Source organism: Verrucosispora sp. ts21 (assembly GCF_002879555.1).
Taxonomy (GTDB): Bacteria; Actinomycetota; Actinomycetes; order Mycobacteriales; family Micromonosporaceae; genus Micromonospora; species Micromonospora gifhornensis.
Genome location: NZ_PNOZ01000008.1, coordinates 92,477 through 107,385, shown reverse-complemented (window position 1 = coordinate 107,385; position 14,909 = coordinate 92,477). Strand labels below are relative to the sequence as shown.

Below are 14,909 nucleotides of genomic sequence, written 5' to 3'. Positions count from 1 at the left end.
GCGGCGTGTTGCTGGTCCTCATCGCCGGATCGGCGGTGCTCAACGGGCTCTTCCTGGACCGGATTCCGGCGTGGCGGCAGGCGCTATTCGCGGTGCTGGCGGTGGCCGCCTACTTGCACGGGCGTCACCTGCCGGTACGGCGTGAATGGGTGCTGCTGGCCGCCGTCGCGCTGTCGGCCGCCGGGTACGCAATCGCCGACTTGTGGGCGGGCGTCGGTGCGTTGCTGACGCTCGGGGTCTTCGTGGCGCTGCCGTGGCTGGCCGGCCGGTTCCGTCGCCAGCAGGCCTATCTGGTCCAAGCGGGGGTAGAGCGAGTGGCGCACCTCGAACGGGAGCGGCAGTTCGTCGCCGACCGTGCTCGGTTGCTGGAGCGCGCCCGGATCGCCGCCGACATGCACGACGCGCTCGGCCACGAACTGGCCCTGATCGCGTTGCAGGCCGGTGCACTCGAACTCGCGTCAGACAATACCGAGGGCAACCGGGAGGCCGCCGCGAAACTCCGGGCGTCGGCGGTAGTCGCGACCGACCGGCTCCGCCACACCGTGAGCCGGTTGCGCACCGCGCCGGACCCGATGTTCGACCAGTCCCTCGATACCCTCGTCGATCGGGCCCGGGACGCCGGAATGAACGTCCGCCTCCACGGGCTGGTCGACCGCGTGACAGGTTCTGCGCCCACCGACCGGGCCGTGCACCGGGTGGTACAGGAGGCACTGACCAACGCCGCCCGCCACGCACCCGGCGCCGATGTGGACATTCGAGTCGAGCGGACCGACGACACCATCACCGTGACCGTGCGCAACCCGGTCGAGCAGCCGTCCCAGCGCTCCGAACCCGGTACTGGAATCGTCGCTTTGCATGAATACATAGGAACGATCGGCGGCACGCTGTGCGCGCAGGCCAGGGAGGGTGCGTTCACGGTGACGGCACACTTGCCGGCCGCCCCGGCAGCCGGAGCCGAGCGGCGATGATCAGAGTGGTACTCGCGGACGACGAGCCGCCGATCCGTGTCGGCGTGGCGACCATCCTGACGACCGACCCGGCCATCGAGGTGGTTGCGGAGGCCGTCGACGGAAGCCAGGCAGTCGAACTCGTCCGCCGGCACCGGCCCGACATCGCGCTCCTGGACATCCGGATGCCCCGCCTCGACGGTCTGTCCGCCGCCGCCGAACTGGCCGCTGTAGCGCCGGACGTCGCGGTAATCATGCTGACCACGTTCGACGAGGACGAGTATGTGGCCCAGGCGCTCGCCGTCGGCGCGAGTGGCTTCTTACTCAAGGCCGCCGATCCGCGTGAGCTCATTCTCGGCGTACGTTCGGTTGCCGACGGAGCCGCATTCCTGTCCCCGAGGATCGCGCAGCGGGTGATCACGAAGTTGGGCGACGGCCTGGTTCGATCGAGGATAGCCCGGACCCGGCTAGAGCAGTTGACCACCCGCGAGCGCGAGGTGCTGGCGTTCGTCGGCCGGGGCATGTCCAACCGCGAGATCGCCCGATCGTTGTCCCTCGCCGACGGAACCGTAAAGGCGCACGTCAGCGCCATCCTGCTGCGGCTGGGCCTGAACAACCGCGTCCAGGCGGCGATTCTGGCCTACGAGGCCGGACTGGTCAACGACGGAACATGATCGCACCTCGCAATTGTCGCCGGGGCTACGTGCGCTGTCATCGGCAGATCCGGAAGCTCGGACTGTTTTGGTCAGCCATGTTGCCGGCAGAGGTCACCAGCAGGCAGGCACAGCGCTCGCGTCCGGTCCGGTGGCACAGTCCGATAGTCAACAGCGAATTACCGATCAGTTGGTCTGGCCCGGCGATAGGGGCCAACGGCGCCGGGCCAGACCAACACGTCTCTGGCGGCAGCACCCAGTGCAGGTGCAGGTGTACCCCAACAGTGCAGGTCAGTAAGGCGGGCTCCGGCGGATCTGCGGGACCGGTGGCCTGTTGGGTGGTCGGGCTACGGTGAGGGCTCAATTTCATTGAACCCCTTTATGCACCACCTTCCGGGCCTTGCCGCCCACGACCGCGGTCGCTTCCACCCACCCGCCTTTTGGCCGGTCGGCCTGCGTCGCCCGTAGGCGCCTCGCTCATTCAGCACCACCACATCGCGCCCTTCCGGCGCTCGCCGCAGGCATGTCCTGTGTGCCGCTGACCGCCTCGCGGTCGCCTCGCCATCTCCATCTCCACTGTGCCGCTGTCGGCATGCCCGGATCTCGCTCCGGCTTCGTGAGGAGGAACTGTGCGCAACACGTCCCTGACCATCGTGTGCCTGCCGCAGGGCACCCCTACCGACCAAGTGGCCGCCAGGGCCGCAACCCGTGTCGCGGCCACGTCGCTGACCAGTCTCGGCGGCGCCGGGCATTTCCTCGCCGCCACCCGGCTGCGGCGCGGCCGTCTGCTGCAGCCGTGGAAGGGCACCGCTGCCGGAGGTCCTGTCCGGTTCCTGGACCTTGATGCGATGCGTGTGGCCGCGCACCGTGCTTTCTGGTACCGCTGGCGGGTCTGGAACTGGGTCGTCGCTGGCACCCGGCCTGCCCAACCGTACTGGACTTTCCTGGACCGGCATCGCGCCGATCCGCTCCGGTATCCGATCGTCAAGGCGCAGCAGCACTATCTCGCGCAGCCTCGTATCGCCGCGATGCTCACCTACAACGCGCTGCCGTCCAGGTCGACGTTCCTGCCCACCGGGCATGTGGAGGCATTGCAGGCCGGCGCGACCAGTTACGCCCACTACGGGTGGCTGTGCGCGGTGCCGGGGCAGCGCCTCATCGGTCTCAACGGCACCCACCTGGTGGCTGCCGGCGACCGCTACGCCACTCACCTGGCCTATCTGTCGCAGGCCAACGAGCGCATCGCGGCGCTGCATTCCCGCGACATTCTCGTCGCGCTCTGCACCCGCTGAACCCGCCGCACTTTCCCGCGCAGGCGAACCGGTCGCCCCCGGTTCGCCTGCCGTCGTTTGCGACCCCATCCGTTCAGGAAGGAGAACTCTTCATGCGCGTCACATTGTGGGCGGCTGTCCTGCGCTGGAACTCGATCGCGGTCACGGCGCTGTTTTCGTCCGTCCTGCTGTTTCTGTTTTTCACCGATCGGGCCGCGTCGCCGGGTGTCCTCGCCACGACGGGCGTCGTGGTCTACTCGCTTCTGCTGGCCTCGTACCACCGTTGTCTTGTCCATGCCGGGTACCGCATCTGCGCCCTGGAGACCGATCTTGCGGTGGCGCACACGGATCCGGTGACGGGGCTCGCGGTCCGGCGGATCGCCGAGCAGCACCTGATCGATGCCGCTGGGCGTGAGGTGACCGTGGCGGTGATCGACGTCGACGGCATGCATGACATCAACACCGCTCACACGCATGACGGCGGTGACCGGTATCTGGCCTCACTCGCCGAGCGGCTTGTTGCCGCCGGTGAGCCCGGTGATCTTGTGGCTCGTCTCGGCGGTGACGAGTTCGTTGTCGTCACCTCTCGTGATCCTGGTTCGCTGGCGGGGTCGTTGGTGGCGGTGTTGGCCGCGCCGGTCACGATCGGCTCGACGACGCGGTCGTTGGGTGTCAGCATCGGCATCTGCCGGACCCTGGGTGGGGATCCGCGCGTCGCGTTGGGTCGCGCTGACCGGGCCATGTACACGGCGAAGCGGACCGGCAGTGGTGTCGCGCACTACGACCCTGCCCGTGATGGGGCGCCGCCGCCGTCCGGGGTGCGTCCGGCTGTTCGGCACCGTGATCGCCGCCCTGCCCGGCCTGCCGAGATGCTCGTCGAGCACGTTCGTGACGGTGACTTTGTCGATGAGGCCGGGCCGCCGGTGCGGGGCGGGACGGGCCGGTGCGCGGGCGGCACGTCGCGTGGTGAGGGTGGCGATGGCTGAGCCTGTCAGTTTCGCCGAGCGCGAGTTCCGGCAGCGGGCGGCCGACAATCGTCGGCGGATCGCCCTGAGCGCCGACCTGGTGGGTCAGGCCAGTGCGGCGGTGCAGGACCGGCTGCCGGAGGGTTGGCGTGCGGTGGCCCGTCAGCCCGTCGCTGGCGCCTTGTACAGCCTCGAGGTCGAGCCGGCTGCGGTGGGTATCGACGTGATCGCCTACCTGATTCCACCGACGACCGTGGCCTGCTCCGGCTGGCTGGTCCGCGTGCACCACCGCACACTGCGGGTGTGTTTTCCGCTGTACTGCGACGGCGGCGCGCGGGCGGCTGAGTTCGCCGCCGTCTGCGATGCGTTCGACGCCGCGGTCGGGGCGCTGCGGGTCGAGATCGCCGCCGCCCCGCGCTGACCGGCCGGCTCGCCGGCCATCCACCTTTGCCCTGTAGGCCGTTGCCCGGCCTGTTCCCGCGCATGTCTGCGCCTTCTTCGGGCACGGCCGCGTCGCCGTGCCCGGATTCCATCCCTTTCGACGATTGGAGTCTGGCATGACGGAGTTGTTCAGATCCCGCGTCACCGTCGTCGCGCCCGCCGATGTGCATCCTGGGCAGGCGGTGCACGTCAACGCGGGCTGCGTGTGGGTGGCGGCGACTGTCACGTCGGTCACGCACACCCGTGTCGGCGTCGACTACGACACCCACCTTTCGGCCGCTGGTTGGCTGGCGCGCAGCGTGTCCCGGTGGCTGGTCCGGCCCGCCGACGGGGTGCGTCTACGACCCGTTCATGCGCTGTGTGCCGGCGACGACGTGCTGGCTTTCGACGGCACACCCCTGGCGGTCGCCGGGGCATGGCAGGGCCGCGACCGGTGGTGGGTCATCGACTATCACTGCGGTGAGCGCGCCAGGGTGCCGCCGGCTGCGGTGCTGCGGCTGCTCGATCCGACGCCGACGGTCACCGTCAACGGTCACCTCCTGTGAGTCCGTCGCGCCGGCCCGAGCGGGCCGGCCTTCTTTCTCTGGCCGGTGCGTCAGCGCCGGTCCGTGCCATACGGCGCACGCTTCCTCCTCCCCTGTCCCGGTCGTCAGCCGGGCTCTTGTGATGAAAGGCAGATGCCATGACCGGCACCTTGCACCAGCCTGTGTCGTCCGCCAGCGGTTCCGGGACGCTTCGTGCGCTCACCGCCTACCCGCACCCGCAGCCCCAGCCGCTGGCGCAGCTGTCCGCGGCACCCGGCCAGGCCGTCACCGTCTTGCACCCGGACTACCGGGAGAACGCCGTCGTGTTGAGCCAGGTCGACGGGTCGGGCCTGATTCGTGTCCTGGTCAACGGGCAGGTCCGCAGCCTGCACGCCGACGTCGACGCGGTGCCGGTCACCGATACGGCGGTTGCGCTGGACCTGGCGCGGCAGGCCGTGGCCTGGGCGCTGACCGCCCAGCAGGATGCTGTCGATGAGGCCCATGCGCTGGTAGTGCAGTGCGATGAGCTGCGGCAGCGGCACATCGGTGAGTTGGCGGAAATCCGCGCGTACGCCATCGACCGGCACCGCGACGGTGACATCTGCCGCGACGGGCTCAACGCGTTCCTCACACGCTTCGGCTTGGTGCCGTATCAGCCGCGCCACCGGGTGCGGTTCACGATCAGCGGCAGCTGCGACGTGATCCCGGATGTCGGCGTCAGTGTCGGCGACACCGGGTACGACGTCCGCGCGTATCTGCGTCTGGACACCGACCAGGTCGACGGCGTCGATGAGGCCACGGTGACGTTCGACGTCACCACCCAGGTCGAATCCCACAACGAATGACGGCCAGCGGCCACCGATCCGGATCCGACGACAGCCATCGACCTTCTCTCGTGTCGTCTACAGAGGATCCGGGCACGCGGGGCGTTGTCACCATCTTCGAACAGTCGGGGGCTGCCCGGGTGTTCCGGTCGGAGTGGGCCAGCCCTGAGTATCTGATCCCGGTCGTGGCGCAGTTGCTGGCCTGGGTTGACGAGGGTGGTCACCGGCTCTGCACGCAGGCGTGGCTGGCCTACGCCGACGCGTTCCCCGGCACTCTGCCGCGCGACGAGGTCACCGCTGCCGACACTGTCGATGTCGACTACCGCTATGAGCTGTATCTGTACGAAGACTCGGCGGGTCTGCTGCTGCGGGTGTACCGGGTGGGTGATCCGGGACGCCGGGCGGGGCTGCGGTTGGTGGTCGAGTTGACGCGGGCGAACCTGTTCGCGCAGGCGGCGGCGGTGTGTGACGACATGGCCGACCGCGTGCAGCGGCAGGCCGCCCGGCACGGCGGTGACGCGGGCGCCGACCTGCAGGTGTGGCGGCGCCACGCGTCCTGGTTTCGCCGCGCGCAGACGTCCACGCCGGTGACCGCGGTCGGGGCGAACCTGGCGGCCCGGCTGGTACCGGCGACGTGCGACGTGCCGTATCCGGCGATCCGGGTCGCCGGGGTGCGGGTTGTCGTCTACGTCGACCGGCACGGCACGGTGCGGATCTGCGCTGACCTCGACCAGTCCGAGCCGTGGCTGCGGCGACGTGACCGCACGGTGCCGGTGCAGGTCACCGTCGACGGCCGCGTCGTGTTCCAGGGCTGATCGGAAGCCCTTGTCCCTGCTGCCCGGCGCCGTGCGGCCCGGGCAGCCGGGTGTTCCTGGCCGATGCCCGGCCACTCACCTCGCCGGGCATGGCCACACGGTCATGCCCGGCGACTCCAGAAAGGAGTCTGCATGACCGACGCACCGTTCGTGTTCCTCGTGGTCGTCGAGGACGGCACGAGCCATGAGCACCATGTCCGGCTGCGCCGCGGCGACGTCACCGCGGTCCTGCGCCGCGCTGTCGGCGGCCGGCCGGCACTGATCCCGACCTGCCGGCGTGACCTCGCGCTGTGGTGCGACGAGGACGCCGCGGCGACGCCGGTGCGTCCGAATCCGGTCGCCGGGCTGCTCGCCGCGGGCCTCGGCGTCGACAGGACGTTGCTGGTCGGCCCCGTCGCCGTCACCGGTCGCCGCGGCGACCGGCCCCTCAGCCTCACCGCCGCTCAGATCGACGCGGTGCTGTCCGCGCTCGCCCCGCTCCGTTGACCCCACTCGGCGGCTCGGGCCGCCGACCCCGCTATGAAGGAGGACCATCCTGTGGATACCCCTGCCACGCTTCGCCTGACCAGCGGCGATGATCTTGTCGCCGCGGTGCCGTACCTGATCGGGTTCACTCCGACCGACAGCATGGTCGTCGTGGTCCTGGACGACACGCGGGTCCGCTTCGCCGCCCGCCTGGACCTGCCGCCGCCGGCCGAGGTTGCCCACCTGGCGGCGCCGGCGGCACAGCACGCCACGATGATCGCCCGGTACGGGTCGTCGGCGATCCTCGTCGGCTACGGCCCCGCCGAGCGCGTCGAGCCGGCCGCTGCCCTGCTCACTGCGGCGCTGGAGGCCGCGGCCGTGCAGGTGCGTGAGATCCTGCGGGTCGACGACGGCCGTTACTGGTGTCTGTGCGGTGACGTCGACTGCGCCGACGGTGTGCCGTACAACCCGGACCGCAGCACGATTCCGGCGGAGGCCGCCTATCTCGGCATCGCCCCGCTGCCGGACCGGGCCGCGTTGGAACGTCTCATCACGCCGGTGACGGGGCCGCCGCGTGAGCGGATGTTCGCGGCGACCGAGACCGCGCTGCGTCGGCTGGCGGGCATGCTGGCCACCACCACCGTGAGGGCCGCCGGCGAGGGCCGGTCGGCGCCACCGGAACAGGTGATGCGGGACGGCATCGCGGCGATCGAGCAGGCATATCAGTGTGCGGCCCGCGGCGAGACGCTGTCCGACGAGGACGTGGCGTGGCTGACCGCGGTGCTCGTGGTTCCCGAGGTACGGGACCACGCGTGGAGCACCTGTGACGGCAGCGACGCCCAGCGGCAGTTGTGGATCGATGTGACCCGGCGGGCCATGCCACCCACGGTTCCCGCTCCGGCGTGCCTGCTGGCGATCACCGTCTACCTCGCCGGTGACGGCGCGTTGGCGAACATCGCCGTCGACCGGGCGCTGCGCGCCGACCCGGACTACCGGCTGGCGCATCTGCTCGGCCAGGCCCTGCAGGCCGGTGTGCCGCCGCAGCTGTGGCGGGCCGCCACCACCGGCACCACCGGCACCACCACCGACGAGTAACGCCGCTGTTCCTCCGGTGCCCGCCCCGGGCGCCGCCGGCACCGCCTGCGCATCTTTCGCGTTCGCAGATGCGCACACCGTTCGAGGTGAGGGCAGCCGGTGGCATCCGGCTGCCCTCACCTCTTCCCCGATTCTGGGATTGGAGGTGTGGGCACCAGTGTCCACTTCTGTGCAGCTCACCGTGCTCCTGGCGGCTGTGGTGATCATCGCCGCCGGCACATGGCACCTGGCCTGGTGGCGTGCCGCTGCCCGTTGGCGGGCGGCGGTCACCGCGGCCCGGCACGCTGCGGGCCGCGACCATCTGACCGGTCTGGGTAACCGGGCCGCGTTTCACGCCGCGTTGGCGGTCGCCGGACGACCGGTCGCCGTGATGGTGATCAACGTCGACGGTATGCGGGCCTTCGTGGGGCGGTTCGGCGACCGCGCGTTCGACCAACTGCTCGTGTTGACCGCCGGGCGTCTTGCGCACGAGACGGCCGGCGGGCAGGTGTTCCGGCTGCGACGTGACGAGTTCGCCGTCATCGTCGATGCGCGGGCCGACCCGGCCGGCCAGGCCGCGCGGCTGGTCGCGGCCGTCGCCGCACCCACCGACATTGACCTCGGCGCGTATCCGGTCACCGTCACGGTCACCGCCTGCGCCGGTGTCGCCGCCGTCACGCCCCACACCGAGGCCGAACGGCGGCGGGCGCTCGTGCACGCCGACCGGGCGCTGCGCGCGGCGAAGCAGGCCGGCCGCGGATCGTGCGTGGTCTTCGACCCCGCCGCGATGCGCGGTGCCGCCGACGGTGGGCAGCTGTGATGAGGGCCCGCCGACTGCTGCGCTGCCGGGCGTCGGTGCGGGGCACGGCGGCACCGGGCGGCGACGTGTATGGGCTGATCGACTGGGACGATGCGCCGATCCTGATCGTCGGCGCCACGGCGGAGGCGGTCACCCGGGAAGCGATCCGGATCTTCGCGGCCACCCTGGCCACCACGGGCAGCCTCGCCGAGGACGATCCCGGCTTCACCGACCGGCATCCGCTGCCCGACGCCGACGGGCCGCTGCCGGCAATCGGCGGGTGGCTGGCGCAGCTGCGTCCGGTGACGGCCGTTCCGTGGTTCGCCATCCTCGACGACGACATGGTGATCGCCCGGTGACCGCATCACCCCACGCCTGCTTCCGCCTGACGCCGCTGCCGCCGTTGACGGGTCAGCCGATCCGGGTGGGGGATCTGCGGTGCGGCGCGCGGCGGGTCGCCGTGTGGGCGGACCGGCCGGCCCGCGGGCTGACCAGGGTCATGTTGGTCGATTCGGCAGGTGGTGCCTGCGGCGACGCCGTGGCGCGTGGCGACACCCTGACCGTCAGTCTGCCCGGCGAGTGGACGGCCGGACACCGTCACGCCGTGACGTGCCTGATCGCCGCACTGGTCCACCAGGGCCGCCCTGACGTGGGCGTCGACGACGCTCGCGGGATCGAGTTCGTCGCCGACACCGGCGCCGACTAGTTCGACGTGTGCTGACCCCCCCACCCGGGGGTGGCGGCCTCATCTCGTGCCTACGGGCAGGTTGGGGCCGTCGAGGTCCCAACCTGTCCGCCGCCACGAGGCGGGGATAGGAGGGCCACACTCTGATGGCCACGAACAGTCCACAGGCCACCCAGGCCACCGCGGCAACACCTGCGGGTGTGAGGAAACGTCGGGCCGGTGTGCCGGCCGGGGGCGGCGACGGCGAGCGCGCCGACCTGCTGGCGAAGATCAAAGCGGACTTCGACGCCCGGCTGGCCGCGATGGCGGCCGAGCCGGCCCGGTGGGTCGAGTTCATCGACCACGTCGCGGCATTCGGCGCCCGTTACAGCCTGGGCAACCAGATCCTGCTGCTGGTGCAGGCCGAGGAACGCGGCATCGCCCCGCGCTACTTCCTGCCCTACGGGCGCAAGGACGGCTCGACCGGCTGGAGGGCCCACCGGCGGTATGTGCGCGCCGGGGAGACCGCGTTCAAGATCTGGGCGCCGGTCAGGCGGCGGCCGACCGAGGAGCAGGCCGCCGAGTGGGAGGCCGCCGGCCGTGCCGTGCGGCGCGAGCCGTCCGGGCGCCCGGCCGTGCAGGTGGTCGGTTTCCGGTTGGGTAACACCTTCGAACTGAGTCAGACCGACGGGGAACCGTTCACGCCGCCGACGGTGGTGGTGCGGCGGCGGCTGCACCAGCGCGGCGACGGCCCCCAGTTGCTCGTCGGCGACGACCCGACCGGTGTCTTCGACGACCTGGTCAGGCTGATCACCGACCAGGGGTACCGCTTCAACCTGGTCGCCCCGTACACCGGTCGGCTCGGCGACGCCAACGGCGTCACGGTCCGCGACCGGGGTGTGCAGGTGGTGCAGGTGCGCGACGACGTCGACGCGGCGCAGCGCACCAAGACCACCCTGCACGAGTTGGCGCACATCCGCTGCGGGCACCTGGACGCCACCGGGGACGCCACCACGGTGCATCGGGGGCGGGCGGAGACCGAGGCCGAGAGCGTCGCGCACATCGTGTTGCGGGCTCTCGGGATGGACACGGCGGCCTACTCCGATGCCTACGTCCTCGGCTGGGCCGACGGTGACCTGGACCTGGTCAAGGAGTGCGCGGAGACGGTGTTGCGGGTGGCCCGGCAGATCCTGACCGACCTCACCGACGAGTCCGACCCTGTGCTGCGCGGACCCGACGAACCGGCACCCGCGGCGACTGCGGTGTGCGGGCGGGAGGCGGCGTGATGGACGCCTACGCCGACGAGCGGGCCGCGCGGGCGGCGCTGACCTGGGTGTGTGAGCCCGGCGACCCTCTGGTGTGGCAGCTTGTGGCCGCGCACCACCCGGTCGAGGTGCGCGACATGCTGTCGCGCCAGGGTGTGTCGTTTACGGCCCGGGCGGAGATTCGGCATCTGCGCCCGGAGCAGATGTGGGCTACGGCGGCCACCGCCGTCGACCAGGCCCGCCAGGACGGCGGCCGGGTGCTGATCCCGACCGACCCGGACTGGCCGGCCGGGCTGGCCGATCTGGACGTCGACGAGCCGGTGTGTCTGTGGGCGCGCGGACCGGCCACGGTGGCGGCGCCGGCGGGTGCGGTGAGCATCGTCGGCTCCCGGGCCAGCAGCCCCTACGGCAACCATGTGGCAGGTGATCTCGCCGCCCAACTGGCCGGCCGCGGCGTCACGGTGGTGTCCTGCGGTGGGCTCGGTATCGGTGGTGCCGCGCTGCGCTCGGCGCTGGCCGCCGACGGCGGCGGTGTCGCGGTCGCGGTGCTGCCCTGCGGTCTCGACCAGCGGCATCCGTACCAGCATCGTGCCCTGTTCGACCGCCTCGCCGCCGATGGTCTGCTGCTCAGCGCCTGGCCGCCCGACGCCGCGCCGAGCATGCGGCGGGCGGTGGCCAACCAGCGGCTGCTGGCCGCGGTGACGGCCGGCACGGTCTGCGTCGAGGCCTCGACACGCAGCCGTGCGCTGTCGGCGGTGCGGCACGCGGTCGAGTTGGGGCGCGTCGGGATGGTGGTGCCCGGCCCGGTCACCTCCGCGACATCTGCCGGCTGTCATGAGCTGCTGCGCGCCGATGCGCGGGTGCGGGCGGTCGCCCACGTCGACCAGGTGCTGGCCGACGTCACGGCTGGGCATGGCGTGCAGGGTGGTGGTGGCCGGTGACGGCGACACCTGACATTCCGGTGCAGTTGGCCGGGCGGCCCCGCTCCGGTGGGCTGGTCGTGCCGTGGATCACCCCGGCCACGTCCGGCGGGCTGCACCTGTTCGGCACGATCACCGCCCGGGTGCAGTACCAGTGCCTGACCCGCGGCCTGTGTCAGGTCTGCGCCCAGCCGCTGGGCAGGCGGGCGGTGCTGTTCGCCCGCGAGTCCGACCTGCTGCGCCACTGCACGGCGGAACCGGCGGTGTGTGCGCCGTGCGCGGCCTACAGCCGCAGGGCCTGCCCGATGCTCGCCGGCCGCCGGTCGCGGTACCGGGCCGGCGGGCATCCCGCCCTGGCGGGGATCCCGGCCGCCGCGGATCGGCTGCTGCGGCAGGCGGCGCCGGCCGAGCCCTGGTACGCGGTGTGGATCCGCGACTACGACGTGATCGCGCACCCGGCGCAGCCGGGCACCCTCGCCGCGTCGTGGCAGCGGATCCCGCCGCTGCGCATCCGGCCCCTCACCGGGGCCGCCTGACGGCAGCATCGCCCGCCGACGTCAGCGCGCGCTCCCCTGTCCGCACCACCTTCCGGCCGATGCCCGGCCGCCTCTGTGCGAACCCGCACATCCCGGGCACGGCCACCAGGGCCGTGCCCGGGTCCCCCACTGCCCTCTCACCGGCGCCGTCGCCCACACGGCGAGGCCCGGGGGACGTACGCCGCCGACCAGATCGGCGACGCACCCCCACCAGGACCGGGTGACCGCCCGATCCCACCACCTACCCACATGCCCTTCACCACGTTGGAACGCATCGACGGTGTCGCCGACATCGACGCCAAAGCCGTGTCGATCTTCCGGACGGCACCGCGGACCGCCGCGCTGGCGGCAACCCTTCTACCCGCGTAGAAGGAGGAGCCGGAAGCCGTCGGACGGCAAGCAGCACCACGGCGTCCCACCGCGCGCTGCACCGAGAGTTCAGGGCGTCCACCTCGTGCGAGATCCGGTAGGGCGGCGCCATGCGCCGCCCTACCGGCGCACCACACCTGCGACAGGACCGCCCGGCAGCTGCCGGCGCTCGCGGAACCGTCTGCACCTGTGGCGTCTGGCCTGCGCCCGGCCATCGGCACCACGGCGGGCACGGCCAGGTGGTCGTGCCCGCACCCGCCAATCATGAGAACGGAGTCCTGCCATGGCAGCCCCACGACACTGCCGTCCGCACCACCACAGCACCGGTCCCGCCGTCACCGCCCGGCTGCCTCGCCAGGCTGAAGACGGCACCCGTGACCCGTCCAACCGCCTGCACGCTGGCGACCGTCACCTCGCCGTGCGGTCATCGCAGTGTGCCGGTACGACCGCGACGCCGCCGCCTCGGCGGGAGTCCAGGAACCGATCGCGGCCAGTGCGGCCCCTCCCGACCCGCTGGAGGGCGTGATGCTGCGTGTGCTGTACGTGTCGATCCGTGGCGACAGATCCCTGGTGGGCGGGCCGACGCTCGCCGCCGACGCCGACGTTCCGGCCGACGTCGGCACCCGATTCGGCACCGTCGAGGACATCGAACGGTACGTTGCGCGCGAACTGCGCGGCCTGAGCGTGTACTGGCAGGTGCAGGTCGTCGACGGTGCCGGTGAGGTGGTGTGCCGCGGGTTCCGCAGCGGCTACAACGGCACCGGCGAACACTGGACCTGGCGGCCCGAGTCCTGACCGGCGGCACGCGCGCGGACACCCCCCCGCCTCCGGTCCCGCCACATCCCACGCCACTGATCACCGGCGAGGGACGTCACCAGGCGCCACCATCCCCCGCCCGACATCACCGTCGACACGTATCGGCGACGCGGGGCGCCTCCACGACACCGGTCGTGGCGTTCCTGCCGTCGGCGGCGACCGCACCGCCGCCGACCGCCGCTGGCGCCTCACCACCTGAGGTCACACCGGTCGGCGGGCCTCGGCCTGGGCTGCTGGTCCCGGCCGGACGACTGCACCCTCTGCGCCCGGCGTCCCCGAACTGGGGGACGCCGGGCCTTCCCCATGAAGGAGACACCATGAACCACGATGAGCGTCACCTGCGGCAGCGGGTGGATCACCAATGAACGGCAACCGGACGCGGCAGCCACGCCGCGCGGCGGTCGAACACGCCGCCTGGGTCTTCTACGCCATCGCCGCTCTCGGCTCCACCATCGGCCAGATCTGGGTCGGTGTGCAGACCCCGCCGTGGCCCGACAACCTCGACTGGTGGTGGCGGGCCCTGTTCGTCGCACCGTTCGCGGTCGTCATCGACCTCGGTGGCGCGGTCACCGCGGCCTTCGCCGACTGGCGGCAACGCCTCGGCGAAGCCGCCTACGGGTGGCGCATCCTGTCCGCCGCCACAGTCACCATCGGCGTCGCGATCAACATCATCGGTCACGCCGACGTGGCGTACCTGGCGGTCGTCTTCGGCGGCCTCGGAGTCTTCGCCTACGCGATCTGGCTGATGCACAGCGCCGCCCGACGCCGCGACGCGCTGCGCGCGGCCGGGAAACTCGCCGACACCGCCCCGGTCTTCGGCATCGTCCAGTGGTGGCGCGAGCCCGCCGTCACCCGCCGCGCCCGTTCCCTCGCCGTCGCGCAGCAGCTCCCCCTGCACCAGGCCCTCGACCTCGCCCGCCGGCAGCTGCGTGACGAAAAACGCCGCGCCGCCCTCGCCACCCACGTGGAGACGCTGATCCGGTCCCGGCACGACGACCCCGTCCGGGCCGACATCGCCGCCACCACCCTCGACCTCGACGCGGTCGCCGCCGCGCTCACCGCCCACGCCGACGTGCCCGGCTGGGCTAGTGTCATCGGCGCCGACCTGGCACCACCGGCGGCGCCGATCCTCGAGGCCGATCCGGACGTCGCGCAGACCCCCACCGCCGGGTTGCCGGCCGGGCCGATGCCGCCGGCCGACGTGTTGCGCAGGGTGCCGCAGGACCAGGCGTCCTACGACCGGTGGCGGCAGTTGTGGGCCGAGCTGAAGGCGAACCCCGACGTCGAACTGGCCGAGTTCGCCGTCCGGCACGGCATCTCTCTGCGGCAGGTGCAGTGGATCCGCCGCACCGGCGCCAGTGGTCTTCTCGACTCGCCGCTGACGTTGATCGACCGGATCGCGCAGTTGGCTGCCCGCAACGGGCATGGCCCTCGCCCGGCCAGCTGACCATCGCAGCCGACCAGCGCCGCGGTCGGGCGGCGGCAGGCAGGAGCGCCGCCCAGCATCAACGGGTCGACAGGGCGGCGATCAGGGTCTCGGGTGCGATGGGTGGTGGACCGG

General features: G+C 71.9%; 18 protein-coding genes. All 18 read left to right on the top strand.

The window, feature by feature from the left end:
• Window positions 1-5: 5 nt before the first annotated feature.
• Window positions 6-968, top strand: coding sequence for a sensor histidine kinase (locus C1A38_RS05470; RefSeq protein ID WP_199180088.1), 963 nt, complete (start codon window positions 6-8; stop codon window positions 966-968).
• Entirely contained in the window at window positions 965-1,621 is a 657-nt protein-coding gene (locus C1A38_RS05465; RefSeq protein WP_102656732.1) for a response regulator, read from the top strand. Before C1A38_RS05470 ends, C1A38_RS05465 begins: the two co-directional genes overlap by 4 nt.
• A gap of 608 nt (window positions 1,622-2,229) precedes the next feature.
• Window positions 2,230-2,892 carry a hypothetical protein gene (locus C1A38_RS05460; protein ID WP_102656731.1) on the top strand — a complete coding sequence of 221 codons (663 nt, stop codon included), beginning with the start codon at window positions 2,230-2,232 and terminating at the stop codon, window positions 2,890-2,892.
• 92 nt (window positions 2,893-2,984) lie between these two features.
• A complete protein-coding gene (locus tag C1A38_RS05455) occupies window positions 2,985-3,857 on the top strand; it encodes a diguanylate cyclase domain-containing protein (RefSeq protein WP_102656730.1) in 873 nt (290 codons plus the stop codon).
• Entirely contained in the window at window positions 3,850-4,257 is a 408-nt protein-coding gene (locus C1A38_RS05450) for a hypothetical protein (RefSeq protein ID WP_146017448.1), read from the top strand. Before C1A38_RS05455 ends, C1A38_RS05450 begins: the two co-directional genes overlap by 8 nt.
• A 136-nt stretch (window positions 4,258-4,393) precedes the next feature.
• Window positions 4,394-4,822 (top strand): hypothetical protein, encoded by a 429-nt coding sequence (locus C1A38_RS05445; RefSeq protein ID WP_102656728.1) that lies wholly within the window; start codon window positions 4,394-4,396, stop codon window positions 4,820-4,822.
• 137 nt (window positions 4,823-4,959) lie between these two features.
• A complete protein-coding gene (locus C1A38_RS05440; protein WP_102656727.1) occupies window positions 4,960-5,646 on the top strand; it encodes a hypothetical protein in 687 nt (228 codons plus the stop codon).
• 50 nt (window positions 5,647-5,696) lie between these two features.
• Complete coding sequence (locus C1A38_RS05435; protein ID WP_146017447.1) at window positions 5,697-6,440, top strand: hypothetical protein; 744 nt, start codon at window positions 5,697-5,699, stop codon at window positions 6,438-6,440.
• Between the two features lie 132 nt (window positions 6,441-6,572).
• Window positions 6,573-6,926, top strand: a complete 354-nt coding sequence (locus tag C1A38_RS05430; protein ID WP_102656725.1) for a DUF3846 domain-containing protein — start codon at window positions 6,573-6,575, stop codon at window positions 6,924-6,926.
• Between the two features lie 51 nt (window positions 6,927-6,977).
• Complete coding sequence (locus tag C1A38_RS05425) at window positions 6,978-8,000, top strand: DUF4192 domain-containing protein (protein ID WP_158244852.1); 1,023 nt, start codon at window positions 6,978-6,980, stop codon at window positions 7,998-8,000.
• A 157-nt stretch (window positions 8,001-8,157) separates the two neighbouring features.
• Window positions 8,158-8,799 carry a diguanylate cyclase domain-containing protein gene (locus C1A38_RS05420; protein ID WP_158244851.1) on the top strand — a complete coding sequence of 214 codons (642 nt, stop codon included), beginning with the start codon at window positions 8,158-8,160 and terminating at the stop codon, window positions 8,797-8,799.
• Complete coding sequence (locus C1A38_RS05415; protein WP_146017446.1) at window positions 8,796-9,137, top strand: hypothetical protein; 342 nt, start codon at window positions 8,796-8,798, stop codon at window positions 9,135-9,137. The genes C1A38_RS05420 and C1A38_RS05415 overlap by 4 nt, the downstream gene beginning before the upstream one ends.
• Window positions 9,134-9,484: a hypothetical protein gene (locus tag C1A38_RS05410; protein WP_102656721.1), complete on the top strand. Its 351-nt coding sequence runs from the start codon at window positions 9,134-9,136 to the stop codon at window positions 9,482-9,484. Before C1A38_RS05415 ends, C1A38_RS05410 begins: the two co-directional genes overlap by 4 nt.
• A 125-nt stretch (window positions 9,485-9,609) precedes the next feature.
• Window positions 9,610-10,728: a hypothetical protein gene (locus C1A38_RS05405; protein WP_146017445.1), complete on the top strand. Its 1,119-nt coding sequence runs from the start codon at window positions 9,610-9,612 to the stop codon at window positions 10,726-10,728.
• Window positions 10,728-11,648, top strand: coding sequence for a DNA-processing protein DprA (locus C1A38_RS05400; RefSeq protein WP_233196648.1), 921 nt, complete (start codon window positions 10,728-10,730; stop codon window positions 11,646-11,648). Before C1A38_RS05405 ends, C1A38_RS05400 begins: the two co-directional genes overlap by 1 nt.
• A complete protein-coding gene (locus C1A38_RS05395) occupies window positions 11,645-12,163 on the top strand; it encodes a hypothetical protein (protein WP_146017443.1) in 519 nt (172 codons plus the stop codon). The genes C1A38_RS05400 and C1A38_RS05395 overlap by 4 nt, the downstream gene beginning before the upstream one ends.
• Before the next feature lie 801 nt (window positions 12,164-12,964).
• Window positions 12,965-13,327 (top strand): hypothetical protein, encoded by a 363-nt coding sequence (locus tag C1A38_RS05390; protein WP_102656717.1) that lies wholly within the window; start codon window positions 12,965-12,967, stop codon window positions 13,325-13,327.
• 382 nt (window positions 13,328-13,709) lie between these two features.
• The gene (locus C1A38_RS31655) at window positions 13,710-14,795 is read left to right on the top strand and encodes a hypothetical protein (RefSeq protein WP_102656716.1); all 1,086 of its coding nucleotides are present in this window, start codon (window positions 13,710-13,712) and stop codon (window positions 14,793-14,795) included.
• Window positions 14,796-14,909: the final 114 nt, after the last annotated feature.